Annotated in this window: 31 protein-coding genes; 20 read left to right on the top strand and 11 right to left on the bottom strand. The window is 73.3% G+C overall.

What is annotated here, in order from left to right:
• Positions 1 to 179: 179 nt before the first annotated feature.
• Genes JHAT_RS18695 through JHAT_RS18715 form a run of 5 tightly spaced genes read left to right on the top strand, consistent with a single transcriptional unit; the run spans position 180 to position 5,857 of the window.
• Positions 180 to 1,013, top strand: coding sequence for a M55 family metallopeptidase (locus JHAT_RS18695; RefSeq protein WP_077799341.1), 834 nt, complete (start codon positions 180 to 182; stop codon positions 1,011 to 1,013).
• A complete protein-coding gene (locus JHAT_RS18700; protein ID WP_077799342.1) occupies positions 1,006 to 2,340 on the top strand; it encodes a M20/M25/M40 family metallo-hydrolase in 1,335 nt (444 codons plus the stop codon). The genes JHAT_RS18695 and JHAT_RS18700 overlap by 8 nt, the downstream gene beginning before the upstream one ends.
• Before the next feature lie 49 nt (positions 2,341 to 2,389).
• Positions 2,390 to 4,345, top strand: coding sequence for a prolyl oligopeptidase family serine peptidase (locus tag JHAT_RS18705; protein WP_375603572.1), 1,956 nt, complete (start codon positions 2,390 to 2,392; stop codon positions 4,343 to 4,345).
• Positions 4,342 to 5,268: an LD-carboxypeptidase gene (locus tag JHAT_RS18710; RefSeq protein ID WP_077799344.1), complete on the top strand. Its 927-nt coding sequence runs from the start codon at positions 4,342 to 4,344 to the stop codon at positions 5,266 to 5,268. The genes JHAT_RS18705 and JHAT_RS18710 overlap by 4 nt, the downstream gene beginning before the upstream one ends.
• A gap of 37 nt (positions 5,269 to 5,305) precedes the next feature.
• Positions 5,306 to 5,857, top strand: coding sequence for a GNAT family N-acetyltransferase (locus tag JHAT_RS18715; RefSeq protein ID WP_077799345.1), 552 nt, complete (start codon positions 5,306 to 5,308; stop codon positions 5,855 to 5,857).
• On the opposite strand, the gene JHAT_RS18720 is transcribed toward JHAT_RS18715, so the two are convergent.
• The 3 genes from JHAT_RS18720 to JHAT_RS18730 all read right to left on the bottom strand — a co-directional run bounded on the left by JHAT_RS18720 (position 5,829) and on the right by JHAT_RS18730 (position 7,849).
• A complete protein-coding gene (locus tag JHAT_RS18720) occupies positions 5,829 to 6,176 on the bottom strand; it encodes a DUF6204 family protein (RefSeq protein WP_077799346.1) in 348 nt (115 codons plus the stop codon). The genes JHAT_RS18715 and JHAT_RS18720 overlap by 29 nt on opposite strands.
• 279 nt (positions 6,177 to 6,455) lie before the next feature.
• Positions 6,456 to 6,803 (bottom strand): VOC family protein, encoded by a 348-nt coding sequence (locus JHAT_RS18725; protein WP_077799347.1) that lies wholly within the window; start codon positions 6,801 to 6,803, stop codon positions 6,456 to 6,458.
• An 83-nt stretch (positions 6,804 to 6,886) separates the two neighbouring features.
• Positions 6,887 to 7,849: an LLM class F420-dependent oxidoreductase gene (locus JHAT_RS18730; RefSeq protein ID WP_077799348.1), complete on the bottom strand. Its 963-nt coding sequence runs from the start codon at positions 7,847 to 7,849 to the stop codon at positions 6,887 to 6,889.
• 156 nt (positions 7,850 to 8,005) lie between these two features.
• Here JHAT_RS18730 and JHAT_RS18735 point away from each other — a divergent pair, with 156 nt between their 5' ends.
• The 13 genes from JHAT_RS18735 to JHAT_RS18795 all read left to right on the top strand — a co-directional run bounded on the left by JHAT_RS18735 (position 8,006) and on the right by JHAT_RS18795 (position 18,069).
• Positions 8,006 to 9,727, top strand: a complete 1,722-nt coding sequence (locus JHAT_RS18735) for an NAD(P)/FAD-dependent oxidoreductase (RefSeq protein ID WP_077799349.1) — start codon at positions 8,006 to 8,008, stop codon at positions 9,725 to 9,727.
• Positions 9,724 to 11,571 (top strand): transketolase, encoded by a 1,848-nt coding sequence (locus tag JHAT_RS18740; protein WP_077799350.1) that lies wholly within the window; start codon positions 9,724 to 9,726, stop codon positions 11,569 to 11,571. Before JHAT_RS18735 ends, JHAT_RS18740 begins: the two co-directional genes overlap by 4 nt.
• Positions 11,568 to 12,509, top strand: coding sequence for a non-homologous end-joining DNA ligase (gene ligD / locus JHAT_RS18745; protein ID WP_077799351.1), 942 nt, complete (start codon positions 11,568 to 11,570; stop codon positions 12,507 to 12,509). The genes JHAT_RS18740 and ligD overlap by 4 nt, the downstream gene beginning before the upstream one ends.
• Before the next feature lie 114 nt (positions 12,510 to 12,623).
• Positions 12,624 to 13,031, top strand: a complete 408-nt coding sequence (locus tag JHAT_RS18750) for a gas vesicle protein (protein ID WP_077799352.1) — start codon at positions 12,624 to 12,626, stop codon at positions 13,029 to 13,031.
• A 49-nt stretch (positions 13,032 to 13,080) separates the two neighbouring features.
• Positions 13,081 to 13,515 (top strand): gas vesicle structural protein GvpA, encoded by a 435-nt coding sequence (locus JHAT_RS18755; protein WP_077799353.1) that lies wholly within the window; start codon positions 13,081 to 13,083, stop codon positions 13,513 to 13,515.
• The gene (locus JHAT_RS18760; RefSeq protein WP_077799354.1) at positions 13,512 to 14,285 is read left to right on the top strand and encodes a GvpL/GvpF family gas vesicle protein; all 774 of its coding nucleotides are present in this window, start codon (positions 13,512 to 13,514) and stop codon (positions 14,283 to 14,285) included. The genes JHAT_RS18755 and JHAT_RS18760 overlap by 4 nt, the downstream gene beginning before the upstream one ends.
• A 5-nt stretch (positions 14,286 to 14,290) precedes the next feature.
• A complete protein-coding gene (locus JHAT_RS18765) occupies positions 14,291 to 14,554 on the top strand; it encodes a gas vesicle protein GvpG (protein WP_077799377.1) in 264 nt (87 codons plus the stop codon).
• Positions 14,551 to 15,192, top strand: a complete 642-nt coding sequence (locus JHAT_RS18770; protein ID WP_077799355.1) for a DNA primase — start codon at positions 14,551 to 14,553, stop codon at positions 15,190 to 15,192. Before JHAT_RS18765 ends, JHAT_RS18770 begins: the two co-directional genes overlap by 4 nt.
• Positions 15,192 to 16,421 carry an SRPBCC family protein gene (locus JHAT_RS18775; protein ID WP_077799356.1) on the top strand — a complete coding sequence of 410 codons (1,230 nt, stop codon included), beginning with the start codon at positions 15,192 to 15,194 and terminating at the stop codon, positions 16,419 to 16,421. Before JHAT_RS18770 ends, JHAT_RS18775 begins: the two co-directional genes overlap by 1 nt.
• Positions 16,418 to 16,744, top strand: a complete 327-nt coding sequence (locus JHAT_RS18780) for a gas vesicle protein (RefSeq protein ID WP_077799357.1) — start codon at positions 16,418 to 16,420, stop codon at positions 16,742 to 16,744. The genes JHAT_RS18775 and JHAT_RS18780 overlap by 4 nt, the downstream gene beginning before the upstream one ends.
• Positions 16,741 to 17,595 carry a GvpL/GvpF family gas vesicle protein gene (locus JHAT_RS18785; protein ID WP_077799358.1) on the top strand — a complete coding sequence of 285 codons (855 nt, stop codon included), beginning with the start codon at positions 16,741 to 16,743 and terminating at the stop codon, positions 17,593 to 17,595. Before JHAT_RS18780 ends, JHAT_RS18785 begins: the two co-directional genes overlap by 4 nt.
• Positions 17,592 to 17,774 carry a gas vesicle protein gene (locus JHAT_RS18790; protein ID WP_077799359.1) on the top strand — a complete coding sequence of 61 codons (183 nt, stop codon included), beginning with the start codon at positions 17,592 to 17,594 and terminating at the stop codon, positions 17,772 to 17,774. Before JHAT_RS18785 ends, JHAT_RS18790 begins: the two co-directional genes overlap by 4 nt.
• 1 nt (position 17,775) lies before the next feature.
• The gene (locus tag JHAT_RS18795; protein ID WP_077799360.1) at positions 17,776 to 18,069 is read left to right on the top strand and encodes a gas vesicle protein K; all 294 of its coding nucleotides are present in this window, start codon (positions 17,776 to 17,778) and stop codon (positions 18,067 to 18,069) included.
• 33 nt (positions 18,070 to 18,102) lie between these two features.
• On the opposite strand, the gene JHAT_RS18800 is transcribed toward JHAT_RS18795, so the two are convergent.
• From JHAT_RS18800 to JHAT_RS18810, 3 genes are all read right to left on the bottom strand, one after another.
• Entirely contained in the window at positions 18,103 to 18,273 is a 171-nt protein-coding gene (locus JHAT_RS18800; protein WP_077799361.1) for a hydrophobic protein, read from the bottom strand.
• A 53-nt stretch (positions 18,274 to 18,326) separates the two neighbouring features.
• A complete protein-coding gene (locus tag JHAT_RS18805; RefSeq protein ID WP_077799362.1) occupies positions 18,327 to 19,148 on the bottom strand; it encodes a class I SAM-dependent methyltransferase in 822 nt (273 codons plus the stop codon).
• 154 nt (positions 19,149 to 19,302) lie between these two features.
• On the bottom strand, positions 19,303 to 20,817 hold the full coding sequence (locus tag JHAT_RS18810; RefSeq protein ID WP_077799363.1) for a bifunctional phosphatase PAP2/diacylglycerol kinase family protein: 1,515 nt from the start codon (positions 20,815 to 20,817) through the stop codon (positions 19,303 to 19,305).
• Positions 20,818 to 20,940: 123 nt separating this feature from the next.
• On the opposite strand from JHAT_RS18810, the gene JHAT_RS18815 reads away from it, so the two are divergent.
• Positions 20,941 to 22,560, top strand: coding sequence for an ATP-binding cassette domain-containing protein (locus JHAT_RS18815; RefSeq protein WP_077799364.1), 1,620 nt, complete (start codon positions 20,941 to 20,943; stop codon positions 22,558 to 22,560).
• A gap of 39 nt (positions 22,561 to 22,599) precedes the next feature.
• On the opposite strand, the gene JHAT_RS18820 is transcribed toward JHAT_RS18815, so the two are convergent.
• Entirely contained in the window at positions 22,600 to 23,721 is a 1,122-nt protein-coding gene (locus JHAT_RS18820; protein ID WP_077799365.1) for a Vms1/Ankzf1 family peptidyl-tRNA hydrolase, read from the bottom strand.
• Positions 23,722 to 23,781: 60 nt separating this feature from the next.
• On the opposite strand from JHAT_RS18820, the gene JHAT_RS18825 reads away from it, so the two are divergent.
• Positions 23,782 to 24,060, top strand: coding sequence for a DUF6158 family protein (locus JHAT_RS18825; protein ID WP_077799366.1), 279 nt, complete (start codon positions 23,782 to 23,784; stop codon positions 24,058 to 24,060).
• A 137-nt stretch (positions 24,061 to 24,197) separates the two neighbouring features.
• Here the strand turns inward: JHAT_RS18825 and JHAT_RS18830 are convergent, their stop codons facing one another.
• The 4 genes from JHAT_RS18830 to JHAT_RS18845 all read right to left on the bottom strand — a co-directional run.
• Positions 24,198 to 24,740: a type 1 glutamine amidotransferase domain-containing protein gene (locus JHAT_RS18830; protein WP_077799367.1), complete on the bottom strand. Its 543-nt coding sequence runs from the start codon at positions 24,738 to 24,740 to the stop codon at positions 24,198 to 24,200.
• 115 nt (positions 24,741 to 24,855) lie between these two features.
• On the bottom strand, positions 24,856 to 25,296 hold the full coding sequence (locus JHAT_RS18835; RefSeq protein ID WP_077799368.1) for a CBS domain-containing protein: 441 nt from the start codon (positions 25,294 to 25,296) through the stop codon (positions 24,856 to 24,858).
• Between the two features lie 20 nt (positions 25,297 to 25,316).
• Positions 25,317 to 25,724: a DUF2795 domain-containing protein gene (locus JHAT_RS18840; protein WP_077799369.1), complete on the bottom strand. Its 408-nt coding sequence runs from the start codon at positions 25,722 to 25,724 to the stop codon at positions 25,317 to 25,319.
• Positions 25,725 to 25,857: 133 nt separating this feature from the next.
• Positions 25,858 to 26,793, bottom strand: a 936-nt coding sequence (locus tag JHAT_RS18845; RefSeq protein WP_143660452.1) for a VWA domain-containing protein, incomplete at its 5' end; no start/stop codon positions are given.

The raw sequence follows: 26,793 nt of genomic DNA on the forward strand, positions 1-26,793 counted from the left end.
CCGGGGCGACCGGACGGAAGAGGTCGCCCGTGGGCCCTACGGGGTGAGTTCAGTGGTCCGGACCACCGACAGTTGTCCACAGGCCTGGCCGAGGCGGCCCGGCAGCGCGTACGGTTTCGGGGCATGAAGATCCACGCCGCTCTGCGGCACGCCCCTGACCTGCGAACGGACCACGCTTCGTGAAAATCCTGATCAGCGCCGACATGGAGGGCGCCACCGGCGTCACCTGGCCGGCCGACGTGCTGCCGGGGACCCCGCAGTGGGAGCGGTGCCGGTCGATGTTCACCTCCGACGTGAACGCCGCCGTGCAGGGCTTCTTCGACGGCGGCGCCGACGAGGTGCTCGTCAACGAGGCGCACTGGAGCATGCGCAACCTGCTCCTGGAGCGGCTCGACGAGCGGACCGAGATGCTCACCGGCCGGCACAAGGCCCTCTCCATGGTCGAGGGCGTGCAGCACGGGGACGTCGACGGCATCGCCTTCATCGGCTACCACGCCGGCGCCGGCATGGAGGGCGTCCTCGCGCACACCTACCTCGCCAACCAGATCACCGGCGTGTGGCTGAACGACGTACGGGCCAGCGAGGGCCTGCTCAACGCCCACGTCGTCGCCGAGTACGGGGTGCCCGTCGTGCTGGTCACCGGGGACGACGTGGCCTGCGAGGACGCGCTCGGCTACGCGCCCGGGGCGCTGAAGGTCGCGGTCAAGGACCACGTCTCACGGTACGCGGCCGTGTGCCGCACCCCCGCCAGGACCGCCGCCGACATCCGGGCCGCGGCCGAGAAGGCGGTGACGCTCGCGGTGCGGCACGAGCCGGTGAACGGCGGCCCGTTCACCGTCGCCGTCGAGTTCGACGCCGAGCACCTGGCGGACGCCGCGACCGTCGTGCCGGGCGTGGCCCGCGTCGGGGAGCGCAAGGTGGCGTACACCCACGACACGATGTTCGAGACGATCCGCACCTTCAAGGCGGTCACCACGATCGTCTCGTCCGCGGTGGAGGAGCAGTATGGCTGAGCAGTCCGGGAGCGGATCCGAGGGCACGGACGCGCGGGCGCTGGACGAGGTCGTCCGGTTCACCTCCGACCTCATCCGGATCGACACCACCAACCGGGGCGGCGGCGACTGCCGGGAACGCCCTGCCGCCGAGTACGCCGCCGAGCGGCTCGCCGAGGCCGGGATCGAGCCCACGCTCCTGGAGCGCACCGAGGGCCGGACCAACGTCGTCGCCCGGATCGAGGGCACCGACCCGTCCGCCGACGCGCTGCTCGTCCACGGCCACCTGGACGTGGTGCCCGCCGAGGCCGCCGACTGGAGCGTCGACCCGTTCTCCGGGGAGATCCGCGACGGCGTCGTCTGGGGGCGCGGCGCGGTCGACATGAAGAACATGGACGCGATGATCCTCGCCGTCGCGCGCGACTGGGCCCGGCGGGGCGTACGGCCGCGGCGGGACATCGTGATCGCGTTCACCGCCGACGAGGAGGCCAGCGCCGAGGACGGCTCCGGCTTCCTCGCCGACCGGCACGCCGCGCTGTTCGAGGGCTGCACCGAAGGCATCAGCGAGTCCGGGGCGTTCACCTTCCACGACGGCTCCGGCCGGGAGATCTACCCGATCGCGGCGGGAGAGCGCGGCACCGGCTGGCTGAAGCTCACCGCACGCGGACGCGCCGGACACGGCTCCAAGGTGAACCGGGAGAACGCCGTGACCCGGCTCGCGGCGGCGATCACCCGGATCGGCGAGCACAAGTGGCCGCTGCGCCTGACCCCGACCGTCGGCGCCGCCCTCACCGAACTCGCCGCCCTGTACGGCATCGACACCGGCCTCCGCGACGTCGACGTCCTGCTGGACAAGCTCGGACCGGCCGCCACCCTGGTCGAGGCGACCGTCCGCAACAGCAGCAACCCGACGATGCTGGACGCCGGTTACAAGGTCAACGTCATCCCCGGCCAGGCCGTGGCCTACGTCGACGGGCGTTTCCTGTACGGCTGGGAGGACGAGTTCCGCGCCACCCTCGACCGGCTCACCGGTCCGGACGTGGACTGGGAGTTCGCCCACCGGGAGGTCGCCCTCCAGGCACCGGTGGACTCGCCGACGTTCGCGGGGATGCGCGCCGCCGTCGAGGAGTTCGCCCCCGAGGGGCACGTCGTGCCGTACTGCATGTCCGGCGGCACGGACGCCAAGCAGTTCTCGCGGCTCGGCATCACCGGCTACGGGTTCGCGCCGCTGAAGCTGCCGGAGGGCTTCGACTACCAGGCCCTCTTCCACGGCGTCGACGAACGCGTCCCCGTCGAGGCGCTGCACTTCGGTGTCCGCGTCCTCGACCGGTTCCTGCGCACGGCCTAGTACACCCGCTCGACAAGGCTCTGGAGAGAAGAAGGTGGGGAGGAAGTCGGTGCAGACCCTGGCGTACGGATCGTGGCCCTCGCCGATCGACGCGGCGCTCGCCGCCGCACACGACGGGCGGCCCGAGGACGTGGGTTTCGTCGGCGACGAGGTGTGGTGGACCGCGCCCAGACCCGCCGAGGGCGGCCGACGCACCCTGGTCCGACGGCACCCGGACGGCACCGAGGAGCCGGTGCTGCCCGCGCCGTGGAACGTGCGCAGCCGCGTCATCGAGTACGGCGGCCGGCCCTGGGCCGCGCTCATGACCGACGCGGGGCCGCTGGTGGTCTTCGTGGACTTCGCCGACCAGCGGCTGTACGCCTGGGAGCCGGGCGGCGCCGAGCCGCGTCCGCTGACGCCCGTCTCCCCGGTGGGCGGCGGGCTGCGCTGGGCCGAGCCCGACCTGCGCCCGGAACGCGGCGAGGTGTGGTGCGTGCTGGAGGAGTTCACCGGCGACGGGCCGAGCGACGTGCGTCGCGTCCCGGTGGCGGTGCCGCTGGACGGATCGGCGGCCGGCGACCGGGACGCGGTGCGTGAACTCACCGGTGAACGGCACCGGTTCGTCACCGGGCCGCGCGTCTCGCCCGACGGGCGACGCGCCGCCTGGCTCGCCTGGGACCACCCACGCATGCCGTGGGACGGCACCGAGCTGATCGTCGCCGACATCGGCCCCGAGGGCACCTTCCGGGACGCCCGGACCGTCGCCGGCGGCCCCGAGGAGTCGATCGTCCAGGCCGACTGGGCCCCCGACGGCGCCCTGCTGTACGCCTCCGACCGCACCGGCTGGTGGAACCTGTACCGCGACGGGCGGCCACTGTGCACCCGCGAGGAGGAGTTCGGCGGGCCGCTGTGGAAGCTCGGGCAGCGCTGGTTCGCCCCGCTGGACAACGGCCTGATCGCCGTCGTGCACGGTCGCGGCGCCGCCGCCCTCGGCATACTCGACCCGGAGACCGGCGAGGTCGTCGACGTGGCCGGACCCTGGACCGAGTTCGCGGCCACCCTCGCCGCCCACGGCGAGCGCGTGGTGTCCGTCGGCGCCGGCCCGCGCAGCGGCTACGAGGTGGTGGAGCTGGACACGCGCACCGGCCGGGCCCGCGTGATCGGCGCCCCGCACCACGACGCCGTGGACCCCGCCCACTACCCCGAACCGCAGGTCCGCACCTTCACCGGCCCCGGCGGACGCGACATCCACGCACACGTCCACCCGCCGCGCCACCCCGACTGCGCCGCCCCCGACGGCGAACTGCCGCCGTACGTGATCTGGGCGCACGGCGGCCCCACCAGCCGGTCGCCCCTGGTCCTGGACCTGGAGATCGCCTACTTCACCTCGCGCGGCATCGGCGTCGCGGAGGTCGACTACGGCGGCTCGACGGGGCACGGCCGGGAGTACCGCAACCGGCTGCGCGGGCAGTGGGGCGTCGTCGACGTCGAGGACTGCGCGGCCGTCGCCCTGGCCCTCGCCGACGAGGGCACCGCGGACCGCGCACGGCTCGCCGTACGCGGTGGCAGCGCGGGCGGCTGGACGGCGGCCGCGTCGCTCACCGCCACCGACGTCTACGCCTGCGGCACGGTCGTCTACCCGATCCTCGACCTGACCGGCTGGGGCACGGGGGAGACCCACGACTTCGAGTCGCAGTACCTGGAGAGCCTGATCGGGCCCCTCGCCGAGGTGCCCGACCGCTACACCGAACGGTCGCCCGTCGAGCACGCCGACCGCGTCAGGGCACCGTTCCTGCTGCTCCAGGGCCTGGACGACGTGATCTGCCCGCCCGTCCAGTGCGAGCGGTTCCTCGCCCGCATCGCGGGGCGCGGGGTGCCGCACGCCTACATCGCCTTCGAGGGCGAGGGACACGGCTTCCGCCGCGCGGAGACCATGGTGCGCGCCCTGGAGTCCGAACTCTCCCTCTACGCCCAGGCCTTCGGCCTGGACGTGCCCGGCATCCCGACCCTGGAGCTGACCGAGTGAAGTCCCTGCTGCGTCCCGCCCGGCTCGGACCGGGCGCCCGCGTCGCCGTCGTCGCACCCAGTGGACCGGTGCCCGAGGAGCGGCTGCAGGCCGGCCTCGACGTCCTGCGCGGCTGGGACCTCGACCCCGTCGTGGCGCCGCACGTCCTGGACCGGCACGCCACCTTCGACTACCTCGCCGGCGCCGACGCCGATCGCGCCGCCGACCTCCAGGCGGCCTGGTGCGACCCCGCCGTGGACGCCGTGCTGTGCGCCCGCGGCGGGTACGGCGTCCAGCGCATGATCGACCTGCTCGACTGGGAGGCGATGCGCGCGGCCGGCCCGAAGGTGTTCGTCGGCTTCAGCGACATCACCGCACTGCACGAGGCGTTCGCCCGCCGGCTGGGCCTGGTCACCCTGCACGGGCCGATGGCCGCGGGCGTCGACTTCCTCAAGAACGCGCGGGCGCAGGACCACCTGAAAGCCACCCTGTTCGCCCCGGAGACGGTCCGCGTCATCGCCTCCGGCGGCAGCACGCCGATGGTGCCCGGCCGCGCCCGGGGCGTCACCCTCGGCGGCTGCCTCGCCCTGCTCGCCGCCGAGCTGGGCACCCCGCACGCCCGGCCCTCCGCCCGCGGCGGGCTGCTGTGCCTGGAGGACGTGGGGGAGGAGCCGTACCGCATCGACCGCTACCTCACCCAGCTGCTGCGCGCCGGATGGCTCGACGGCGTCGCCGGGGTGCTGCTCGGGTCGTGGGAGCAGTGCGAACCCGCCGAGCCGCTGCGCCCGCTGCTGGCCGACCGGCTCGGCGGCCTCGGCGTGCCGGTCGTCGACGGCTTCGGCTTCGGGCACTGCGCGGGGGCGCTGACGATCCCCTTCGGAGCGGCTGCGGAACTCGACGCGGACGCGGGCACCTTGACGCTGGACGAGCCGGCGCTGCGCTGACCGGGCACCTCGCCCCGGACCGCCGTAGAGTGGCGGGATGCCGCACACCGCCTCCCGCCACCTCGCCGAGGGCCCCCGCGTGGGCATACGGCACTTCACGTACGACGACGGCGCCGAGTTCACCGCCCGGGTGCGGGAGAGCAAGGACCTGCACCATCCGTGGCTCTTCCCGCCGGACAGCGCCGCGGCGTACGCCGCCTACGCGACCCGGCTCATCGAGGACCCGACCAAGGCCGGGTTCCTGGTGTGCGAGAAGGACGGCGGGGGCATCGCCGGATTCATCAACATCAACAACATCGTCCACGGCGGCTTCCTCAGCGGAGCCCTCGGCTACGGCGCCTTCGCGCACGCGGCGGGCCGGGGCCTGATGCGTGAGGGCCTGGACCTCGTCGTACGGTACGCGTTCGGGCCGCTGCGGCTGCACCGCCTGGAGATCAACGTGCAGCCGGGCAACGCCGCCTCGATCGCGCTGGCCCGCGCCTGCGGGTTCCGCCTGGAGGGCTTCTCGCCGAGGATGCTCCACATCGACGGGGCCTGGCGCGACCACCAGCGCTGGGCGATCACCGCCGAGGACGTGTCTTCCGGTTGATCTTCATGGTGTCCAGGTCCGTCACCGTCGACCTCAGGCCGCCGAACCCGTAGCCGAGCCCGCGCAGCACCGTCTCCGCCCGGTCCTCGGCGATCGCGCCCGCCATCTCCTCGCCGTCCGCCGCGTCCGACACCACGACGAACCGCATCGAGAAGTGCTTCAGCGGCGACGGCTCGTACGACAGCGAGCCCTCCTCGGTGAACCGCATGCTCGCCATCCCGTGGTCGGCCGCCTCGGCGAGCAACCGGGCACGGGTCTCTTCGGTCAGGTCCTCCCAGGTGCCCCGGACGATCACCCGGTAGGTGTGCCGCTCGCTCACGCTCTGCTCCTCCGTCACGTACGCCGACCGACCGACTGTATGCGGTCCCCGGCACGGCCCCCAGCGAATAAACGTGAGTCACGTCCCGCGAACGCGGTCGGCACCGCTCCTGCTCACCGCCCTTGCTCACCGCGCCGGCGAGCGGCTCCCACGGGGAAGCGTGACGACGATCCGACGCGAGGTACGGACGCCGCCCGCCGAGGGCCGGCGCGCCGCTCCCGGCCCGCCACGGCTTCCGGATGCGGCCGGGCGGGGGACGACCCCGCCGCCCGACCGGTCCTAGGCGCGCCGGTCCACGTACTCGTACACCGCCCCGTCCGGGTGACGGGCGATCAGGTTGCGGCCCGCGGGCGTGGGCACCGGGCCCGCGATGATGTCCGCGCCCAGCCCGGCCAGGACCCGGTGGGTCTCCTCGACGTCCGTCACGGCGATCGTCGCCGCCACCTTGCGCAACACCTCGAGCTGGGACTCGGGGCCGCTCATCAGCAGGAAGCAGCCGATCGCGGCGACCTGGACGCCACCGCGCTCGAAGCGCTGCGCCGGGCCGCCGGCCAGGCCTTCGTAGAAGGGGATCGCCCTGTCCAGATCGTCGACGCAGATACGCAGTGTGGCTCCCAGAATCTCCATACGGACGAGCCTAGTTGGCGGCTGACGGGCGCGGGGCCCATGGGCCGCGGGGCGCGGTCGTCGCGCGTACGGGGAGCCGCGGGTCAGCTGCCCTCCTGGAGCTGCGGCAGCACCTTCGTACGGTAGAAGTCGAAGAAGCCGCGCAGGTCGGGGCCGATCTGGTTGACGTAGACGCGGTCGAATCCGGCGTCGGCGAACTTCTTCAGCTCCGCGACGTGCTCGTCCACGTCCTCGCCGCACACCCGGTTCTCGCGCACCATGTCCTCGGTGACCAGCGTCTGCGCCTGCTCGAAGTGCTTCGGCGAGGGCAGCACCTGGCCCAGCTCGCCCGGCAGCAGCTCGTTGGCCCACAGCCGGTGCACGGTCCGCACCGCCGCGTCCCGGTCGGTGTCGTAGCAGACCTTCGTGCCGCCGCTGACCAGCTTGCCGCCGCCCCCGCCCTTGCGGTACTGCTCCACCATCGAGGCGTCCGGCATCATCGTGATGTAGCCGTCGCCCACCCGGGACGCCAGCGCCGTCGCCGCCGGACCGAAGCCGGAGACGTCGATCGGGACGGGCTCGTCGGGGACCGTGTACAGGCGGGCGTTCTCCACCGTGTAGTGCGTGCCGTGGTGGTTGACCTCCTCGCCGGACAGCAGCCGCCGGATGATCAGGATGGCCTCCTCCAGCATCTCCAGGCGCACGTGCGCGGCCGGCCAGGCGTCGCCGAAGATGTGCTCGTTCAGCGCCTCTCCGCTGCCGACGCCCAGCCGGAAGCGGCCCTCGGTCATCACCGCGCTGGTCGCCGCCGCCTGGGCCACCACCGCCGGATGGATGCGCACGGTCGGACAGGTCACCGCCGTCTCGATCGGCAGGGACACGGCCTCCGCCAGGGCGCCGATCACGGACCACACGAACGGGCTCTGTCCCTGCGCGTCGTTCCACGGGTGGTAGTGGTCGGAGATCCACAGCGCCTGGAAGCCGGCCTGCTCGGCCATCCGCGCCTGCTCGATCAACTCGGCGGGACCGTACTGCTCGCACGAGAGGAAATAGCCGTACTCGGGCATGGGCTGCCTCCAGGACACGGGGCGGGTGGGTCCCGGCCCGAGTTACCCGGGCGCCGGTCCGGAAACCGGCGGCGCGGGCCCCGCCCGGACGTTTGGGGCCCCTGGCCGAGGGGACGCGGGAAGCTCACGAGGTACGCGACAGCCCGGAGGCGAACCGTGAGCCGACCCCGCATCGTGATCGTCGGCGCCGGCTTCGCCGGGTACCGGACGGCCCGCACCCTGTCCCGGCTCACCCGGCACCAGGCCCACATCACCCTGCTGAACCCGACCGACTACTTCCTCTACCTGCCCCTGCTGCCGCAGGTCGCCGCCGGCATCCTCGAACCGCGCCGGGTCAGCGTCTCCCTGTCGGGGACCCTGCCGCGCGTCCGGCTGGTCCTCGGCGAGGCCGACGCCGTCGACCTCGACGGACACACCGTGCACTACACCGGCCCGGAGGGCGAGGAGGGCACCCTGCCCTTCGACCGGCTGGTGCTCGCCGCGGGCAGCGTCAACAAGCTGCTGCCGATCCCCGGCGTCGCCGAGCACGCCCACGGCTTCCGCGGTCTGCCCGAGGCGCTGTACCTGCGCGACCACGTGACCCGGCAGGTGGAGCTGGCCACCGCGGCCCGGGACCGCGCGGAGTGCGCCGCCCGGTGCACCTTCGTCGTGGTCGGCGCCGGATACACCGGCACCGAGGTCGCCGCGCACGGCCAGATGTACACCGACGCCCAGGTCCGCCGGCACCCGATGCGCACCGGCATGCGGCCCCGCTGGATGCTGCTGGACGTCGCGCCGCGGGTCCTGCCCGAGCTGGACGAACGGCTCTCCCGCACCGCCGAGCGGGTGCTGCGGCAGCGGGGCGTCGACGTACGGATGGGCACGTCGGTGAAGGAGGCCACCCACGAGGGGGTCGTGCTGACCGACGGCACGACCGTCGGCACCCGCACGGTGGTGTGGTGCGTGGGCGTGCGGCCCGACCCGCTCGTGGAGTCCCTCGGGCTGCCCCTGGAGCACGGCCGGCTGCTGGTCGACCCCCACCTCCAGGTGCCGGGACGCCCCGAGCTGTTCGCGTGCGGCGACGCGGCGGCGGTGCCCGACCTCGACAACCCCGGCGCGTACACGCCGATGACCGCGCAGCACGCCTGGCGGCACGGCAAGGTCTGCGCCCACAACGTCGCCGCGTCGCTCGGCATCGGCGACGAGCGGCGGACCTACCGCCACCGCGACCTGGGCTTCGTCGTGGACCTCGGCGGCACCCAGGCCGCCGCCAACCCGTTCGGCGTCCCGCTGTCCGGCCCGGTGGCGGGCGCGGTCACCCGCGGCTACCACCTCGCTGCGATGCCGGGCAACCGCGTGCGGGTCGCGGCGGACTGGCTGCTGGACGCGGTGCTGCCCCGGCAGGCCGTGCAGCTGGGCCTCGTGCGGTCCTGGTCGGTCCCCCTGGAATCGGCGTCCCCCGAGCTGGCACGGGTCCCGGCGGGGGCGGCGCCTCCGGGGGCGGGCGGCCCGGAGACCGGCTCCGGGCGCCGGGAGGGCCCGGCCCGACCGGACGCCGGCCCCGCACCGGACGCACCACGCGACGACCCCGCGGCAGGCCGGCCGACGAGGAAGCGGCCCGGCGGCGAACCGGCGAAGCAGCAACCCGGAGGTGAACCGGCGAAGCAGCAACCCGGAGGTGAACCGGCGAAGCGGCAGCCCGGCGGCGAACCGGTGAGGAGCCGCCCCGTCGACGCGCCGGCCGCGCCGCCGTCCGCTGGCACGTCCGCCCCGTCCCGTTCCGCCGGCAGCCCTCCCGACCCCGGACCCGAACCGCCGGCCGACCAGCCGCCGCCCGGCCCCGGCATCGCCCCCGGCCCGGTCAGGCGCACCGACGGACCCCACGAAGGAGACTCATGAACACCGGTGAACTCGTCGAACTCGGACAGCAGTTGCGCGTCGACAGCGTGCGCGCCTCCGCCGCCGCGGGCTCCGGGCACCCCACGTCCTCGATGTCCGCCGCGGACCTGATGGCGGTCCTGTTCGCCCACCACCTCCGCTACGACTTCCAGCACCCCGACCACCCCGGCAACGACCGCTTCGTCCTCTCCAAGGGCCACGCCTCGCCCCTGCTGTACTCCGCCTACAAGGCGGTCGGCGCCATCGACGACGAGGAACTGCTCACCTTCCGCAAGCTGGGCAGCCGCCTGGAAGGGCACCCCACGCCACAGCGGCTGCCGTGGGTCGAGACGGCCACCGGCTCGCTCGGTCAGGGCCTGCCCGTCGGCGTCGGCATCGCCCTGGCCGGCAAGCGGCTGGACCACGCCGACTACCGGGTGTGGGTGCTGTGCGGCGACAGCGAGATGGCCGAGGGATCGGTGTGGGAGGCCGCCGAGCACGCCGGGTACGAGCGCCTCGACAACCTCACCGTGATCGTGGACGTCAACCGGCTCGGCCAGCGCGGTCCCACCCGGCACGGCCACGACCTCGACGCCTACGCCCGCCGCTTCCGCGCCTTCGACTGGCACACGATCGAGATCGACGGCCACGACGTCGACGCCGTCGACCGCGCCTACGGCGAGGCCCTGTCCACCACGGGCCGGCCCACCGCGATCATCGCCCGCACCCTCAAGGGCAAGGGCGTCGAGGCCGTCGAGGACCGCGAGGGCCGGCACGGGAAGCCGGTGCCGGACGCCGACGAGGCGATCGCCGAACTCGGCGGCCCCCGCGACCTCACCGTCCGGGTGCACGAGCCGCCGTCCGCGCGGGCCCTGCACTCGGCCGGCTCCGGGCAGCTCGAACTGCCGCGGTACGAGATCGGCGACGAGCTGGCCACCCGCAACGCCTTCGGCGAGGCGCTGGCCGCGCTCGGCACCGCCCGCGGCGACGTCGTCGCCCTCGACGGCGAGGTCGGCGACTCCACCCGCGCCGAGTTCTTCGCCGAGAAGCACCCCGAGCGCTACTTCGAGTGCTACATCGCCGAGCAGCAGATGGTCGCCGCCGCCGTCGGCATGGCGGCGCGCGGCTGGGTGCCGTACGCCACGACGTTCGCGGCCTTCCTCACCCGTGCCCACGACTTCGTCCGCATGGCCGCGATCAGCGGCTCCGGCCTCAACCTCGTCGGCTCCCACTCGGGCGTCGCCATCGGCCAGGACGGGCCCAGCCAGATGGGCCTGGAGGACCTGGCCATGATGCGGGCGATCCACGGCTCCACCGTGCTCTGCCCGTGCGACGCCAACCAGACCGCCCGCCTCGTCGCCGAGATGGCGGGCCTGGAGGGCATCCGCTACCTGCGCACCTCCCGCGGCGAGAGCAAGGTGATCTACGGACCCGACGAGGAGTTCCCCGTCGGCGGCAGCAAGGTGCTGCGCTCCTCGGACCGCGACCGGCTGACCGTCGTCGCGGCGGGCGACACCGTGCACGAGGCGCTGGCCGCGGCCGACGCCCTCGCCGGGGAGGACATCGCGGTCCGGGTGATCGACCTGTACTCGGTCAAGCCCGTGGACCGGGAGACCCTGCGGACGGCCGCCGAGGAGACCGGCTGCCTGCTGTCCGTGGAGGACCACCGGGAGGAGGGCGGCATCGGCGACGCGGTCCTCGACGCGTTCACCGACGGGCGCCCGGTCCCGCGTCTGGTCCGGCTCGCCGTACGGACGATGCCCGGCTCGGCGTCCCCGGACGAGCAGTTGCGCGCGGCGGGCATCGACGCCGACTCCATCGCGGCGGCCGGCCGGCTGCTGGTGGGGGAGGCGGTCGTCGCGTGAGCCAGGACGCCGTACGGACCGTCCGGGCCGGCCGGCGCACCGTGGAGGTCCACCGGCCCGGCAAGGTGCTGTTCCCCGCCGGGAACGGCCGGGACGGGAACGGCGGCGAGGAGTACACCAAGGGCGACCTCGTCGACTACCACCGGGCCGTCGCGCCGTTCATGCTGCCGCACCTGCGGGGTCGCCCGCTCATGCTGGAGCGGCACCCGGACGGCGTGGACGGCCCCCGGTTCATGCAGAAGAACACCCCGGAGCACTACCCGGACTGGATCTCCCGCACCGAGGTGGTCAAGGAGGGCGGCACCGTCCGCCACACCGTCTGCGACGACACCGCCACCCTCCTGTACCTCGCCGACCAGGCCGCCCTCACCCTGCACCGCTGGCTGTCGCGGTCCGGGCGGGCCGACCGGCCGGACCTGATGGTCTTCGACCTCGACCCGGCCGGCGACGACTTCCCCCGGGTCCGTGAGGCGGCCGGGCTGCTGGGCGAACTGCTCGACGAGCTGAAGCTCCCCTCGGCCCCGATGACCACCGGCTCCCGCGGCCTGCACGTGGTCGTTCCCCTCGAGCCCCGGCAGGACTTCGACGAGGTGCGGGAGTTCGCGCGGGACGTCGCCGACGTCCTGGCCGCGGCCCATCCGGACCGCCTCACCACCGCCGCCCGCAAGAAGGACCGGGGGGACCGCCTCTACCTCGACATCCAGCGCAACGCCTACGCGCAGACCGCGGTGGCGCCCTTCACCGTCCGCGCCCTGCCCGGCGCGCCGGTGGCCACCCCCCTGTCCTGGGACCAGCTGGACGACCCCGGCCTGCACGCCCGCCGCTGGACGGTCGCGAACGCCGTCGAGCAGGCACGCGCCCGGCCCTGGGACGGGATCATGAGCCGCCCCCGGGCGCTGGGGCCCGCCCGGCGCCGGCTGGAGGCCCTGCGCGGCTGAGCACCTCGTCGGCCGGACCGCCCGCCGCCGCGGTTGCGCGCACGCGCGGCACATGCATGCGCTCGTGGAGGTTTGGCGAACACACTTGCGGCCACACGGGGAGGAGAGGTGGCCATGTCGAACACGAACAACACGTCCGAATCACAGACCGCACAAGAGACTTCACGCACATCACGGAACTCTCGGAAGTCCCAGGACTCACAGGGTTCACAGGACTCACAGGAAACACCACAGGAACCGAAGGCGCGTCGGCCGCGGCCGATGGAGGTCCTGCGCGAGGCGCGTACCCAACTCGCGGAGCTCACCGGAATGACCGCGGAGTCCGTGTCGTCCTTCGAGCAGACGGAGGACGGCTGGTCGTTGGAGGTCGAGGTCCTCGAGCTGGAGCGGGTGCCCGACACGATGAGCCTGATGGGCAGCTACCTGGTGGAACTCGACCCGGACGGGCAGCTCACCGGCTACCGGCGGGTCAGGCGCTACGAGCGCGGGCGGGCCGACGCGCGCGGCTCCGGCGGACGCTGAAACGCGTCCGTACGGACACACACCACACCATGGATGGAGGACATCCGGAATGACTGTCGTACCGGCACAGCAGACCGGCGGCGGAGGCGGCAGCAGCGGCCTCTACGACGTTCTCGAGCTCGTACTGGACAGGGGGCTCGTCATCGACGCATTCGTGCGCGTCTCCCTGGTCGGCATCGAGATCCTCAAGATCGACGTCCGCGTCGTCGTCGCCAGTGTCGACACCTACCTGCGCTTCGCCGAGGCGTGCAACCGGCTCGACCTGGAGGCCGGACCGCGCAAGAACCCGGGCCTGCCCGACCTGGTCGGGGAGATGACCGAGTCCGGAGCCCGCGGCAAGTCCAAGGGGGCGCTGTCCGGCGCCGCCGAAACCATCTCGGACGCGTTCAAGCAGGGCCGCGACGAGAGCGGCTCCGAGCGGGAGACGGCCTCCCGTCCCCGTGCCCGCAAGCCCGTGTCGCGCCGTAAGGAGGAGCAGGAGTGAGCACGTACGTCTACGGCATCACCGCCGCGTCCCACCCCCCGCTCCCGGAAGGGCTGACGGGTGTCGGCAACCCGCCGGGCGAGGTGCGGATCCTCACGGAGGGCGACCTGGCGGCGGTCGTCAGCGACGCCCCCGAGGACCTGCGCCCCAAGCGCAGGGAACTGCTCGCCCACCAGAGCGTGCTCAGCGAGGCGGGCGCGGAGGGCTGTGTGCTGCCCATGCGGTTCGGCAGCGTCGCCCCGGACGACAGCGCGGTCACCGGTGTCCTCGCGGAGCGCGCCGAGCACTACCGGGAACGCCTGCGGGCCCTGGACGACCGGGTCGAGTACAACGTCAAGGCCAATCACGTCGAGGAAGCCGTACTGCACCACGTGATGGCCGAGAACCCGCAGATCCGCGCCCTCGCGGAGGCGAACCGGAAGTCCGGCGGCGGGAGTTACGAGGACAAGATCCGGCTCGGCGAGATGGTCGCCGCCGCCGTCAAGGACAAGGAGTCGCAGGACGGCGAGGCGGTGCGGCGCGCCCTGGAGCCGGCCGCCGACGACGTCAGCGTGGGCCCCGAGTCCACCGGATGGCTCGCCAACGTGTCGTTCCTGGTGAAGCGGGACGAGGCCGAGGAGTTCCTGGCCGCCGTGGAGCGGGTCCGCGCGGAGATGCCGCACCTGGAGGTGCGGGTCAACGGACCGCTGCCGCCGTACAGCTTCGTCGAGCCCGGCCCGGCCGAGCCCGCGGGCACCGCGGCCGGTGGTGCGGACGCCGGAGCGGGGTGACGACCGTGGGACTCCTCTCGGAGATCCTCCTGCTGCCGCTCGCTCCGGCGCGCGCCGGCGGCTGGGCGATCAGGCAAGTGCTCACCGAGGCCGAGCGCATCTACTACGACCCCTCCACGATCCGGGCCGAACTCGCCCGTCTGGAGGAGCGGTTGGAGGCCGGGGAGATCACCGACGAGGAGTTCGACCAGGAGGAGGACGCCCTCCTGGACCGGCTGGAGATCGCTACGCGCCACAGCGCGGGATTGGGCAACGGGACGGCACCATGAATCGAACGGGACTGGGCCTCGCCGTAGGGGCGGGCTATCTGCTGGGACGCACCAAGAAGCTGAAACTGGCGGTCGCCGTGGGCACCATGGTGGCCGGCAGGAAGCTGAACCTGACCCCCAAGGGCATAGCCGAACTGGTCTCCACGCAGATGCAGAACAACCCGCAGTTCAAGGAGATCGGGGACCAGCTGCGCACGGACCTGCGCGGCGTGGGCAAGGCCGCGTCGGGGGCCATGGTCGAGCGGCAGATCAACGCGCTGGCCGATCGTCTCCAGGGGCGCACCGCGCAGGTGCGCGACCAGCTCTCCGGCGGCTCCCGTGACTCGAAGGACTCGGAGTACGAGGACGACGAGCCGCGCGACGAGGAGGAGCGCGACGAGGAGGAGCGCGCGGACGAGCCGGACGAACGGCGGGAGTCCGGGCGGAGCCGCGAGCGGCCCGCGAAGAAGGCGTCCGAGGCGGCGCGCGGGGCGGCGAAGAAGGCCCCCGCGAAGCGGCCGGCCAAGAAGGCCGCCGCGAAGGCGCCCGGGCGCAGGGCGGCCGCCGAGCGGGCGCAGCCGGCCAAGAAGGCGGCCGGCAAGAAGACGGCGTCCGCGCGCGGTGCGGGGTCCCGGCAGTCGAAGGGCGGTGACGAGTGATGGCAGGCACCCCCGGTTCCGCGGCCTCCACGGCAGGCGAGGCCGCCAAGAAGAACCCGCTCGCCGACGTGGCCCGGAGCGAGGCGGCCGACCGTCTGAAGGCGGAGGTCCAGGACTACCTCGCCGCCCAGGCCACACGGATGCTGACCGGCGTCGGCCGCAAGCTCGGCGAGACCACCGGCAAGCTGAACGACATAGCCGAGGGCAACAGCCCCGGCTTCGCCAAGCTCGCCCTCGACGGCGGACGCAAGCTCGCCGAGGGCAAGAGCCCGATGCGGGCCGCGTTCGAGGTCGGCGCCGGCAAGGTGAAGGACAACGTGGTCGGCGCCTTCAAGAACCTCGGCGGCGGCAAGGGCAAGAAGAAGGGCGGCGGCGGCCAGAAGCCGACCGTCATCATCGAGTACGTCGACGTCGGCGTGCCCCTGCGCACGGCCTACGACCAGTGGACCCAGTACCAGGACTTCAGCACCTTCGCCAAGGGCGTCAAGAGCGCGAACCGCGCCGACGACACCACGTCCGACTGGCAGCTGAAGGTCTTCTGGTCCAACCGCAGCTGGAAGGCGAAGACCACCGAGCAGGTGCCCGACGACCGGATCTCCTGGACGTCGGAGGGCGCCAAAGGCACCACCAAGGGCGTCGTCAGCTTCCACAAGCTCGCCGACAACCTGACCCGCGTCATCCTGGTCATCGAGTACTACCCCAGCGGTCTGTTCGAGAAGACCGGCAACATCTGGCGCGCCCAGGGCCGCCGGGCCCGCCTCGACCTGAAGAACTTCGTCCGCCACATCACCCTCAAGGGCGAGGCGGAGGACGGCTGGCGCGGCGAGATCCGCGACGGCGAGGTCGTCCGCAGCCACGAGGACGCGGTCGCGGAGGAGGAGCGGGAGAACCAGGAGGGCGAGGAGGACCACGAGGGCGAGGAGCCGGAGGCCCGGGAGGGCGACGGGTCCGAGGACTCCGAGGAGGCGGAGGAGGCCTACGACGAGGACGACGAGGACGCTCCGTACGCCGAGGACGAGACGGAGGAGGACTCCGACGAGCCCGAGGACTCCGAGGACTCCGAGGAGGACGGCTACGAGGAGGAGCCCGAGGACGAGTACGAGGAGGACGAGGAGGACGAGGAGGACGAGGAGGAGCCCGAGGACGAGTACGCGTCCCGCGGTGAGTACGAGGACGAAGGCGAATACGAGGACGAGTACGAGGACGCCGACCGCGGGAGCCGTCGATGACGACTCCCAGCCGGCTGCCCGATCCCTACGGCCAGGGACAGAGCGCCAACCTCGCCGACATCCTGGAGAGGGTGCTCGACAAGGGCGTCGTCATCGCGGGCGACATCCGCATCAACCTGCTCGACATCGAGCTGCTCACGATCAAGCTGCGGCTCATCGTCGCCTCCGTCGACAAGGCCAAGGAAATGGGCATCGACTGGTGGGAGAGCGACCCGGCGCTCTCCTCGCGCGCCCGGCGCGACGAACTGACCCGGGAGAACGCGGAGCTGCGGGCACGGCTGAGGGAGCTGGAGTCGGGCCGCGTACCGAAGGAGGAACGATGACGGGACTGCGGTACGTCTACGCCGTCTGCCGGCCCTTCGACGTCCCCCTCCAGTCCCAGCTGACCGGGGTGGCGGGCGATCCGCCCAGGCTGTTGCCCCACCACGGCCTGATCGCCGTGGTCAGCCACGTGCCCGAGGCCGACTTCTCGGAGGAGGCGCTGCGGGCCCACCTGGAGGACCTGGACTGGCTCGCCGGGACCGCCCGCGCCCACCAGCAGGTCATCGACGCGCTCACCGTCGTCACCACGCCGCTGCCGCTCCGGCTGGCCACCGTCTTCCGGGACGACAGCGGCGTCCGCGTGATGCTGGAGGAGCGGGAGGAGGACTTCCGGCGCACCCTCGACCGGCTGGAGGGCCGGGTGGAATGGGGTGTGAAGGTGTACGTCGAGACGGAGGCCGGGCAGCCGGACCGCTCGGCGGAGCCCGCGCCGAAGCCCGTCTCGGGCCGTGACTACCTGCGGCAGCGCCGCATGCGGACGCGCGCGCACGAGGACCTGTGGGCCAGGGCCGAGGAGTTCGCGACGCGTCTGCACGCGAACCTGTCCTCCCGGGCCGACGACACGCGACTGCACGCGCCGCAGAATCCCACGCTCTCCGGCGCCGCCGGACGGAACGTCCTCAACGCCGCCTACCTGGTGCCCCGGAACGTCTCCGAGGAATTCGTGGAAATGGTGGACCGTACGAAGGACGACACTCCCGGAATGCGTGTGGAACTCACCGGCCCGTGGGCCGCCTACTCCTTCGCGGGAGAGGAAACCGCCGGCGAGAAGGCGGCGGGCGCGGAAACAGCGGGCGTCGAAACAGCGGGCGCGGAAACAGCGGGCGTCGAAACAACGGGGGAGGAGTCATGACCGTCGTCGAACGCCGTGAGATCGCCCTCGTGGACCTGCTCGACCGGCTGCTGGCCGGCGGAGTGGTCATCACCGGTGACATCACGCTGCGCATCGCGGACGTCGACCTGGTCCGCATCGACCTCAACGCGTTGATCAGCTCGGTCAACCGCAACGTGCCGTCACCGTTCGGGGACTGACGTGAGCGATCTTCCCGAACGCCGCAAGAGCCTCGACCTGGAACCCGACACCGTCGAGCGCGACCTGGTCAAGCTGGTGCTGACCGTCGTGGAGCTGCTGCGCCAGCTCATGGAACGCCAGGCGCTGCGCCGCGTCGACGAGGGCGACCTGAGCGAGGAGCAGGAGGAACGGATCGGGCTCACGCTGATGCTGCTCGACGACCGGATGACCGAGCTGCGCGACCGCTACGGACTGCGGCCCGAGGACCTGAACCTGGACCTCGGGCCGCTGGGACCGCTGCTGCCCCGGGAGTGAGCCTCCCGGGGCAGCAGCCTCACCGCCTGTCGTTCACCACCTGTACCAGCGGCCTCGGCCGCCGCCTGCGGACGTCCCGCGTACCAGGAATCCCAGCAACCACAGGATGATGACCACGAGGGCGACCCACCAGAGCACCTTCAGTGCGAATCCGGCGCCGAACAGAATGAGCGCGAGAAGCAGCACGAGGAGAAGCGGAACCATGATGTGTACCTCCTACCGTACTGATTTCCCGTAATGCGCCGATCAGACGTCCGTCAGGATTCCTTCCGGCACAGGATCTCCCCGTGCAGGACGCCGAACCAGCCCTCCGGCCGCTTCCCCCATTCCCGCCAGGCCTCCGAGACGGCCCGCAGCTCCTCCGCCGTCGCGTGGCCGCCCCGCACGGCCCGCTCTGCGTAGGCCGAGGCCAGGGTGCGGTCCGCCCACAGGCCGCTCCACCACTCCCGTTCGTCCGGTGTCGAGAAGGTCCAGGTGTCCGAGGTCGCCGTGACGTCCGTGAACCCGGCCTCCAGCGCCCACGCCTTCAGCCGGCGCCCGGCGTCCGGCTCGCCCCCGTTGGCGCGGGCCACCCTCTGGTACAGCTCCAGCCAGTCGTCCATGCCCGGGGAGGCGGGATACCAGGTCATGGCGCCGTAGTCGGCGTCGCGGACGGCGATGAACCCGTTCGGCTTCGCCACCCGCTTCATCTCGCGCAGCGCCTGCACGGGGTCGCCCACGTGCTGGAGCACCTGGTGGGCGTGGACCACGCAGAACGTGTCGTCGGGGTAGTCCAGGGCGTGCACGTCCGCCACGGCGAAGTCGGTGTTGGACAGGCCCCGCCCGGCGGCGGTGGCGCGGGCCCGTTCCACGATCTCCGGGGCCCGGTCCACGCCGGTCACGTGCCCGTCGGGCACCAGTTCCGCCAGGTCCGCGGTGATGGTGCCGGGGCCGCAGCCGATGTCCAGGATCCTCATGTGCGGCTTCAGGTGGCCGAGCAGGTACGCGGCCGAGTTGGCGGCGGTGCGCCAGGTGTGCGAGCGCAGTACGGACTCGTGGTGCCCGTGCGTGTACACGGCGGTCTCCTGCTGTCCGGACATGACTGGTCCCCTCTTCGTGACGGCCCGGCGCGCCGGTGCGCGGGGTGCGGCGCCCCCGCCCGGCGGCAGGATCACCGTACGCCCGCACATCACATGGTGAGACCAGCGTTTTGAAATGTGGACTGATGGTTCGTCAGGAAAAGCTGACGACAGGTCAGGAGGAGTGGTCGACCAGGTGGTTCCCGGTGAGGGGGCGGTAGACGGTGAGCGCCTCCGGGAGCTTCTCCAGGACGAGGTCGCCCTGCGTCTCGGTGATCTCCCCGTCGAACGCCAGGAGCGTCCCCGGCGCGACACCGGTCAGCCGGAGCCGGCCCACCTGCACCGCGGCGTGGGCGGGGGAGCGGGTCAGCGGTCCGGCCAGGGCCGCCGAGAGCAGCCGCAGGGCCGGCCGGCGGCCGCCGTGCACCACCCGGATGTCCAGCTGCCCGTCCGCCAGGTCCAGCCGGCGGCCCGGGGCCAGGCCCATCCGGTGGTACGTGCCGTTGCCCGCGAACAGCATCCACAGCGGACGCCTGCGCCCCTGGACCTCGGCCTCCAGCGGATGCCGGTCGGCGCGCAGCACCCGCACCGCCGCGAGCACCCCCGCCGGCCAGCCGCCGATCCGGGGCGACCAGTGCTCCCGCTCGCGCACCAGCTCCGGGTACACACCGAGGCTGAAGGTGTTCAGGAAGGTGCCGCGCCGGTCACCGGAGGTGAACCGGCCGACGTCCACCCGCACGCCCTCGCCGCCCTCCAGCGCCCGGCACAGGTCCTTGGCGTCCTCCACGCCCAGGTCGTGGGCGAAGTGGTTGAGCGTGCCGCCCGGCAGTACCGCCAGGGGCACACCGTGACGCATGGCGATCTCCGCCGCGGCGTTCACGGTGCCGTCGCCGCCGCAGACGCCGAGCACCACGGCCCGTTCCGCCGCCTTCTCCAGCTCCGCGCCGACGTCCTCCGGATCGCACTCCACGACCTCGGCCCGGGGCAGCGCGTCGCACAGCGCACGCACCCGGTCCGCCGTGCCGGACGCGGTGTTCGCCACCATCACCAGGCCCTCGCCGCCGGGCAGCGCCGGAACGTCGGCGCGCGGCCTGGCCGGCGGGATCAGCTGGGCACGCGTCGGCACCATGCCCCGTACGGCGAACGCGGCGACGGCGCCCAGCGCGGCCCCGGCGAGCACGTCGCTCGGGAAGTGCACACCGGTGTAGACCCGCGAGAGGGCCACCGCGCCGGCCAGCGGGGCCACCGCGGCACCCCACGCCGGTGACTCCAGCGCGACGCCGGTCGCGAACGCGGCGGCCGACGCGGCGTGCCCCGACGGGAAGGACGTGGTGATCGGCTGCCGCTTCAGCTGCCGGGCCAGCGGCACCGGGTCCAGCACGGGCCGCGGCCGGCGGACCGAACGCTTGCCGAGCGTGTTGATCGTCAAGGAGGCCAGGCTCAGCGAGGCGAGGCCGCGGACGGCGGCGCGCCGGGACCGCGGGGTGCGGGCCGCGGCCAGCGCGGCGGCCGCCGCGAACCACAGCACGCCGTGGTTGGCGCCGCGGCTGAGCCGGGGCAGCACGGAGTCGGCGCCGGGCCAGTGCCGGGCGGCGACCGCCTCGAACACACGCTGGTCCAGCCGCAGCAGGCCGTCGCGCACCGGGTGCGGGCCGGGCGTCGGGGCGGTGAGGTCTACGTCGGGGCTCATTCCCCCCGCCTACCCGGCGGACGGGGTTTCCTGCCGGGGGGCGTGCCGCCCGCGCCCCCGCCCGGCTCGTACCCGGGGATAAGCATTTGCCCGGACGGCGTCCGGAGCCGCAGAATCCGGCCCATGGGTCATCTCGAAGCCGCGCACCTGGAGTACTACCTCCCCGACGGGAGGGCGCTGCTCGGCGACGTCTCCTTCCGGGTGGGGGAGGGCGCCGTCGTGGCCCTCGTCGGACCCAACGGGGCCGGCAAGACCACCCTGCTGCGCCTGCTGTCCGGGGAGCTCAAGCCGCACGGCGGTACCGTCACCGTCGGCGGCGGCCTCGGGGTGATGCGCCAGTTCGTGGGCTCCGTCCGCGACGAGACGACCGTGCGCGACCTGCTGGTGTCCGTCGCGCCGCCCCGCATCCGCGAGGCCGCGCGCGCCGTCGACGCCGCCGAGCACGCGATCATGACGGTGGACGACGAGGCCGCCCAGATGCGCTACGCGCAGGCCCTCGCCGACTGGGCCGAGGTCCAGGGCTACGAGGCCGAGACCCTGTGGGACATCTGCACCACGGCCGCGCTCGGCGTCCCCTACGACAAGGCCCAGTGGCGACAGGTGCGCACCCTCTCCGGCGGCGAGCAGAAACGCCTCGTCCTGGAGGCGCTGCTGCGCGGCACCGACGAGGTGCTGCTGCTCGACGAGCCGGACAACTACCTCGACGTGCCCGGCAAGCGCTGGCTGGAGGAGCGGCTGGGGGAGACCCGCAAGACGGTCCTCTTCGTCTCCCACGACCGCGAACTCCTCACCCGCGCCGCCCAGAAGATCGTCTCCGTCGAACCCGGCCCCGCGGGCGCCGACGCCTGGGTGCACGGCGGCGGGTTCGCCACCTTCCACGAGGCCCGCCGCGAGCGCTTCGCCCGCTTCGAGGAACTGCGCCGCCGCTGGGACGAGAAGCACGCGCAGCTGAAGAAGCTGGTGCTGACGCTGCGCCAGGCGGCCGCGGTCAGCCACGAGATGGCGTCCCGGTACGCGGCCGCCCAGACCCGGCTGCGCAAGTTCGAGGAGGCCGGCCCGCCGCCCGAGCCGCCCCGCGAGCAGGACATCCGGATGCGCCTGAAGGGCGGACGCACCGGCGTGCGCGCCGTCACCTGCGAGGGCCTGGAACTCACCGGCCTGATGAAGCCCTTCGACCTGGAGGTCTTCTACGGCGAGCGGGTCGCCGTCCTCGGCTCCAACGGCTCCGGCAAGTCCCACTTCCTGCGGCTGCTGGCCGGCGACGACGTGGCGCACACCGGGAACTGGAAACTGGGCGCGCGCGTGGTGCCCGGACACTTCGCCCAGACCCACGCCCACCCCGAGCTGCAGGGCCGCACCCTCCTGGACATCCTGTGGACGGAGCACGCCCAGGACCGGGGCGCCGCCATGTCCCGGCTGCGCCGCTACGAGCTGACCCAGCAGGCCGAGCAGTCCTTCGACCGGCTCTCCGGCGGCCAGCAGGCCCGCTTCCAGATCCTCCTGCTGGAACTCCAGGGCGTCACCGCCCTGCTGCTCGACGAGCCGACCGACAACCTCGACCTGGAGAGCGCCGAAGCCCTCCAGGAGGGCCTGGAGGGCTTCGAGGGCACCGTCCTCGCGGTCACCCACGACCGCTGGTTCGCCCGTTCCTTCGACCGCTACCTCGTCTTCGGCAGCGACGGCCGGGTCCGCGAGACACCGGAGCCGGTCTGGGACGAACGGCGGGTGGAGCGGGCCCGGTAGCCGGCCGCCCGGAACACCGGAGGCCGCCGGGCGGGTGCGTCAGCGCCAGCGCAGCAGGGCGCCCAGACCGCCCACCGGCGCGTCGTCCGCCGCCTCCTGCGGCAGGGCCGACGTCACCGAGATCGCCGGGGCACCGGTCATCACCGCCGAACGCAGCAGCGCGTCGTCCGCGCGAGCCGACCAGGAGTTCTGCTCGCCCAGCGTCTTCAGTTCCGTACGGCGCACCGCCAGCTGGTCGGCGTCCTCGCCGATCCACACCTCGCGGTGCGTCTCGGGCCCGTCGGGGATGATCAGCAGTTCGTCGATGCGGTGCTCCCGGGCGGCCTCGATCAGCGCCGGTACGCCCTCCACCGCGGCGGCCCGGCCCTCGCCGTCGGGCGTGCGCGCGGCCAGGAACCTCTCCAGGTCGTCCCGCGTCCGCGTGCGCACGTGTTCGTCGCGCAGCCGTTCCACGTCCTCGTCCAGCAGCCGGCTGCCCGCGCCGTGCGCGGCCTCCACGGTCCGGTCCTGCAGCCGCTTGGGCAGCCGCTCGTGCACGGACCGCCGCTCGCGGTCGTCACCCACCAGGATCAGCAGGTCGGCGCCCGTCTCCTCCTGGCACACGGCCAGCGCGTCGGCGATCTCCGCCGCGTTGTGCTCCCAGGTGTTCTCCACCCGCAGCTGGAAGTGGCGCTCCGACCAGTCGACGCTGCTCGTGCGGTGCACGGGCCACTGCCGGCCGGTCACCGAACCCGCGTCCCGGCTGCCCAGGGCGCTGCGCAGCTCGAAGTCGGCGCCCCTGCGGTCGATGTACGCCACGACGCACACCGGGTCCTCGCCGGCCAGCTCCAGCAGCGGCGCCACGTGCGGCAGCGGCGCCCAGCAGGTCTCCGTGCCGCCCCGCGGGGCGCGTGCCAGCGGCGGGTCGAGGACCACCCGCCCGGCACAGGCGAACAGCGCCCGCCCGTGCGGGTCGGTGGAGTGCCGCAGCGCTTCCACCGCCTCCCGCACGGCCCGGCAGGTCGCGTCGTCCGCGCCCTGCGCCGCCAGCTCCCGGGCCACCGCGGCGGCCGTCAGCTCACGTTCGTGCGCGGTGTCCTCCGCGTGCCGGGAGAGGTCGACGTACACGGAGGCCCAGGGCCCCTGATGTTCGTAGAGGGGATGCAGAAACGAGAGATCCATGGCTCCCTCCCGGATGCCGCTCGGGGGTGGTAGTGCTTCCGGTGCGGGTACCCGGACCGCATGAACGAACACGACACGCGGGACGACACCACGACCGGGGTGGACCCGGGCCGACTGGACGACCAGCAGCTCATGAAGGAGCTGGAGACCATCCACCGCACGCGCCACGACACCCTGCTGTACGGGTCGAACGACGCGCTGCGGGCCCACAACGAGCGCATGGCGCAGCTGGAGGGCGAATGGCTGCGCCGCAACCCGCGGCGCCCGGTCGCCGCGGGCCGCACCCGCGAGGGCGCCCGGGAGCGGCACTCCGGAGAAAACGCCGCCCCCGGCGCCTGAGCGCCGCGGGTCGCGCCCGGTACGACGCCCGCGCGTGCCGGGCGCGTGCGACGCCCGTACCGGGGCCCGGCCGCCCGACGCGTTCGGTACGCGTCGGCCGGCCGGGCCCCGGGAACGCCGGGTGCCGCCCTGAAGGCTCAGCCCCCGGCCTTGGCGAACTCCGCGAGGAAGGTCTCGCAGAACGCCTCGAGATCGTCCGGCTTCCGGCTGGTGACCAGGGTGTTGTCGCCGTGGTCGCAGACCTTGACCCGTTCGTCCACCCAGGTGGCGCCCGCGTTGCGGAGGTCGGTCCGCAGGCTCGGCCAGGAGGTCAGGACCCGGCCGCGTACGACGTCCGCCTCCACGAGCGTCCACGGGGCGTGGCAGATGGCGGCCACCGGCCGGCCCTGCGTGAAGAAGTCCCTGACGAACGCGACGGCCTTCTCGTCCATCCGCAGGAAGTCCGGGTTGGCCACGCCTCCCGGCAGGACCAGCCCGCCGAACGAGTCGGCGGACGTGTCGCCCACCACCTCGTCCACCGGGAACGTGTCCGCCTTGTCGAGATGGTCGAAGGCCTGGATCTCACCGGACCGCGTGGAGACGAGCACGGGCTCGTGACCCGCGTCCTTCGCCGCCTGCCACGGTTCGGTCAGCTCGACCTGTTCCACACCCTCGGGTGCGGTCAGAAATGCGATGCGCATGGGGTTTCGGATTCCTTTCCCGGCGCGCCGCGGCTGTCACCGCCCGGCGCGCGTGTCTCGTTCGGCCACGAGGCCGTTCCGACGGCCCCGCGGACTCCTCGGGGCGCCGCCGGCGTCAGGCGCCGCCCCCGGTCTCCCCGGTGTCGGGCCGCGCGCGGCTGATGTCGGCGAGCACCGAGTCGGGGTCCCGGGCCTCGGCCAGGTCGCCGAGGCTCACCATCCCCACCGGCAGCCCGTCCTCCACGACCGGCAGCCGGCGCACGGCGTGCTCACGCATCAGCGTGACCGCGTCCGCCACCGGGTCACCGGGGGAGACCGTCAGCGGATGGGGGGTGCAGACCGTGCGGACGCTCACCGCCATGGGGTCGATGCCGTCCGCCACGGCCCGCACCGTGATGTCCCGGTCGGTCAGCACGCCCACGACGTCCTGGCCGTCCGCGACCACCACATCACCGATGTTCTGCGTGCGCATCAGCTGCGCCGCCTCGACGAGGGAGGAGTCCGGACGGACGGCGGCCACACCCGCGGTCATGACGTCCCTCACGTACTCGGCCATCACGGCCCGTCCTTCCGTGCCTAGGCGCCCTGTGGCCCGGCGTTCCCCGGCCCGCCGCTCTCGGTCAGGGCGACGGCCAGTTCCTGCACGTTGTCGTAGCGCGCCTTCTGCGGCAGCCGTTCCAGTCCCTCGACGAGGGCGTCGGGCGCGTTGCCGTGGCGCAGGGCGCGGCTCAGCTCCCGAGGGCCCGCGGGGAAGGTGCCCCGGGTCAGGTTCCGGGCCAGCTCCAGCCGGAGCGACTCCAGGTACGTCGGCCCGCGGCCCGGGGTCACCGGCCCGTGCATGACCTCCGGATCGTCGTCCGCGATCGGTTCCGGGTCGTTCCACTCCTCGCTGCGGGTGGGGTGCCCGGACCTGAGCAGACCCTGCAGTTCGTGCTTCATCTCGTCGTCGCGGTGGACACTCATCCGGTCGCTGCCTCGCTGCATGTCTCCCTCCACATCCTCAGGGGGTGCGGACCGCGTACCCGGCCACCGGCGGCCGACACGGATTCACCCGGACGGGTCCGACCCGATGTGTCCGGACCCGTCGGCCCGCGCGGAGACCGCCGGACCGGCGGGATCAGATCAGACGGAAGAGGTCGGCGGCGGCATGGACGTCCGTGAGGTCCTCGACGGTCCGGAGGTTGTCGCACAGGGCCTCCAGCACCGAGCCGTCCTCCGCGGCACGCGGGCTGCCGACGGCGACGCCGAACACCCGGAAACCCAGCCGGTGCTTCGCGGCGTTCCAGCCGCGCATCCACTCCTCGGTGACGCCGCAGTCGTCGTCGGTGATCAGGACGATGTCGCCGCGCATGCGGGCGGTGTCGTCGAACTCCTCCTCCAGCAGCTCGCGGGCCGCCGTCAGCGGCGTCTGATAGCTGGTACCGCCACCGAGGAAGGTCTCCGCGAAGTCGACGACCCGGTCGGTCCCGGCGGGCGAGCCGGCCGGAAAGCGGAAGACCCGTATCTTGTCGGCGGCGGAGAACACGATGCCGACGAAGTCGCGCCCCGCGTGCCGGGCCTGGTCCAGCAGCGCCAGGGCGCACCCCTTGGCCCACGCCTCCCGGGTGACCCCGCCGGGCCCGTCCGCGTACATGGAGTGCGAGGTGTCCACGCACGCGACGACGGCACCCCGGCCGGTGGCCCGCTCCCCCCGGCTGTCGTAGAGCATCAGCTCCCCGGCGGCGTAGCGCGCGGCGAAGACGGCGCGCAGCTCGGGCAGGCCGAGGCCCGCCAGCTCGGAGGGGACGATGCGGGAGAGGTCGTCGCCGAGCGTCACGCCGACCAGCTCTCCGGGGGCGTTTTCCACCTTGCGGGCACGCTCGCCGTCGGCCATCTGCCGGAAGCGGCCGATCAGCTCGGCCCACCGGGCGAGCCGGCCGGTGCGCAGCCGCTCGGCGAGCCGGGCCCGCGGCCCGAACGGCATCCGCTCCAGCTCGCCGGCACCGACGCCCCAGGCCCGCATCAGCGCCGCCTCCTGCCGCACGGCCGCCGCGGCCTGCGCCGCCGCGTCGCG

This window comes from Streptomyces sp. JHA26 (genome assembly GCF_002005565.1).
GTDB lineage: Bacteria > Actinomycetota > Actinomycetes > Streptomycetales > Streptomycetaceae > Streptomyces.

Coding starts and splice junctions, on each gene's coding strand:
- JHAT_RS18700 (WP_077799342.1), top strand. CDS start 1,006: ATGGCTGAGCAGTCCGGGAGCGGATCCGAGGGCACGGACGCGCGGGCG.
- JHAT_RS18715 (WP_077799345.1), top strand. CDS start 5,306: ATGCCGCACACCGCCTCCCGCCACCTCGCCGAGGGCCCCCGCGTGGGC.
- JHAT_RS18725 (WP_077799347.1), bottom strand. CDS start 6,803: ATGGAGATTCTGGGAGCCACACTGCGTATCTGCGTCGACGATCTGGAC.
- JHAT_RS18730 (WP_077799348.1), bottom strand. CDS start 7,849: ATGCCCGAGTACGGCTATTTCCTCTCGTGCGAGCAGTACGGTCCCGCC.
- JHAT_RS18740 (WP_077799350.1), top strand. CDS start 9,724: ATGAACACCGGTGAACTCGTCGAACTCGGACAGCAGTTGCGCGTCGAC.
- JHAT_RS18750 (WP_077799352.1), top strand. CDS start 12,624: ATGTCGAACACGAACAACACGTCCGAATCACAGACCGCACAAGAGACT.
- JHAT_RS18755 (WP_077799353.1), top strand. CDS start 13,081: ATGACTGTCGTACCGGCACAGCAGACCGGCGGCGGAGGCGGCAGCAGC.
- JHAT_RS18770 (WP_077799355.1), top strand. CDS start 14,551: ATGAATCGAACGGGACTGGGCCTCGCCGTAGGGGCGGGCTATCTGCTG.
- JHAT_RS18775 (WP_077799356.1), top strand. CDS start 15,192: ATGGCAGGCACCCCCGGTTCCGCGGCCTCCACGGCAGGCGAGGCCGCC.
- JHAT_RS18780 (WP_077799357.1), top strand. CDS start 16,418: ATGACGACTCCCAGCCGGCTGCCCGATCCCTACGGCCAGGGACAGAGC.
- JHAT_RS18785 (WP_077799358.1), top strand. CDS start 16,741: ATGACGGGACTGCGGTACGTCTACGCCGTCTGCCGGCCCTTCGACGTC.
- JHAT_RS18790 (WP_077799359.1), top strand. CDS start 17,592: ATGACCGTCGTCGAACGCCGTGAGATCGCCCTCGTGGACCTGCTCGAC.
- JHAT_RS18800 (WP_077799361.1), bottom strand. CDS start 18,273: ATGGTTCCGCTTCTCCTCGTGCTGCTTCTCGCGCTCATTCTGTTCGGC.
- JHAT_RS18805 (WP_077799362.1), bottom strand. CDS start 19,148: ATGTCCGGACAGCAGGAGACCGCCGTGTACACGCACGGGCACCACGAG.
- JHAT_RS18810 (WP_077799363.1), bottom strand. CDS start 20,817: ATGAGCCCCGACGTAGACCTCACCGCCCCGACGCCCGGCCCGCACCCG.
- JHAT_RS18815 (WP_077799364.1), top strand. CDS start 20,941: ATGGGTCATCTCGAAGCCGCGCACCTGGAGTACTACCTCCCCGACGGG.
- JHAT_RS18820 (WP_077799365.1), bottom strand. CDS start 23,721: ATGGATCTCTCGTTTCTGCATCCCCTCTACGAACATCAGGGGCCCTGG.
- JHAT_RS18825 (WP_077799366.1), top strand. CDS start 23,782: ATGAACGAACACGACACGCGGGACGACACCACGACCGGGGTGGACCCG.
- JHAT_RS18830 (WP_077799367.1), bottom strand. CDS start 24,740: ATGCGCATCGCATTTCTGACCGCACCCGAGGGTGTGGAACAGGTCGAG.
- JHAT_RS18835 (WP_077799368.1), bottom strand. CDS start 25,296: ATGGCCGAGTACGTGAGGGACGTCATGACCGCGGGTGTGGCCGCCGTC.
- JHAT_RS18840 (WP_077799369.1), bottom strand. CDS start 25,724: ATGCAGCGAGGCAGCGACCGGATGAGTGTCCACCGCGACGACGAGATG.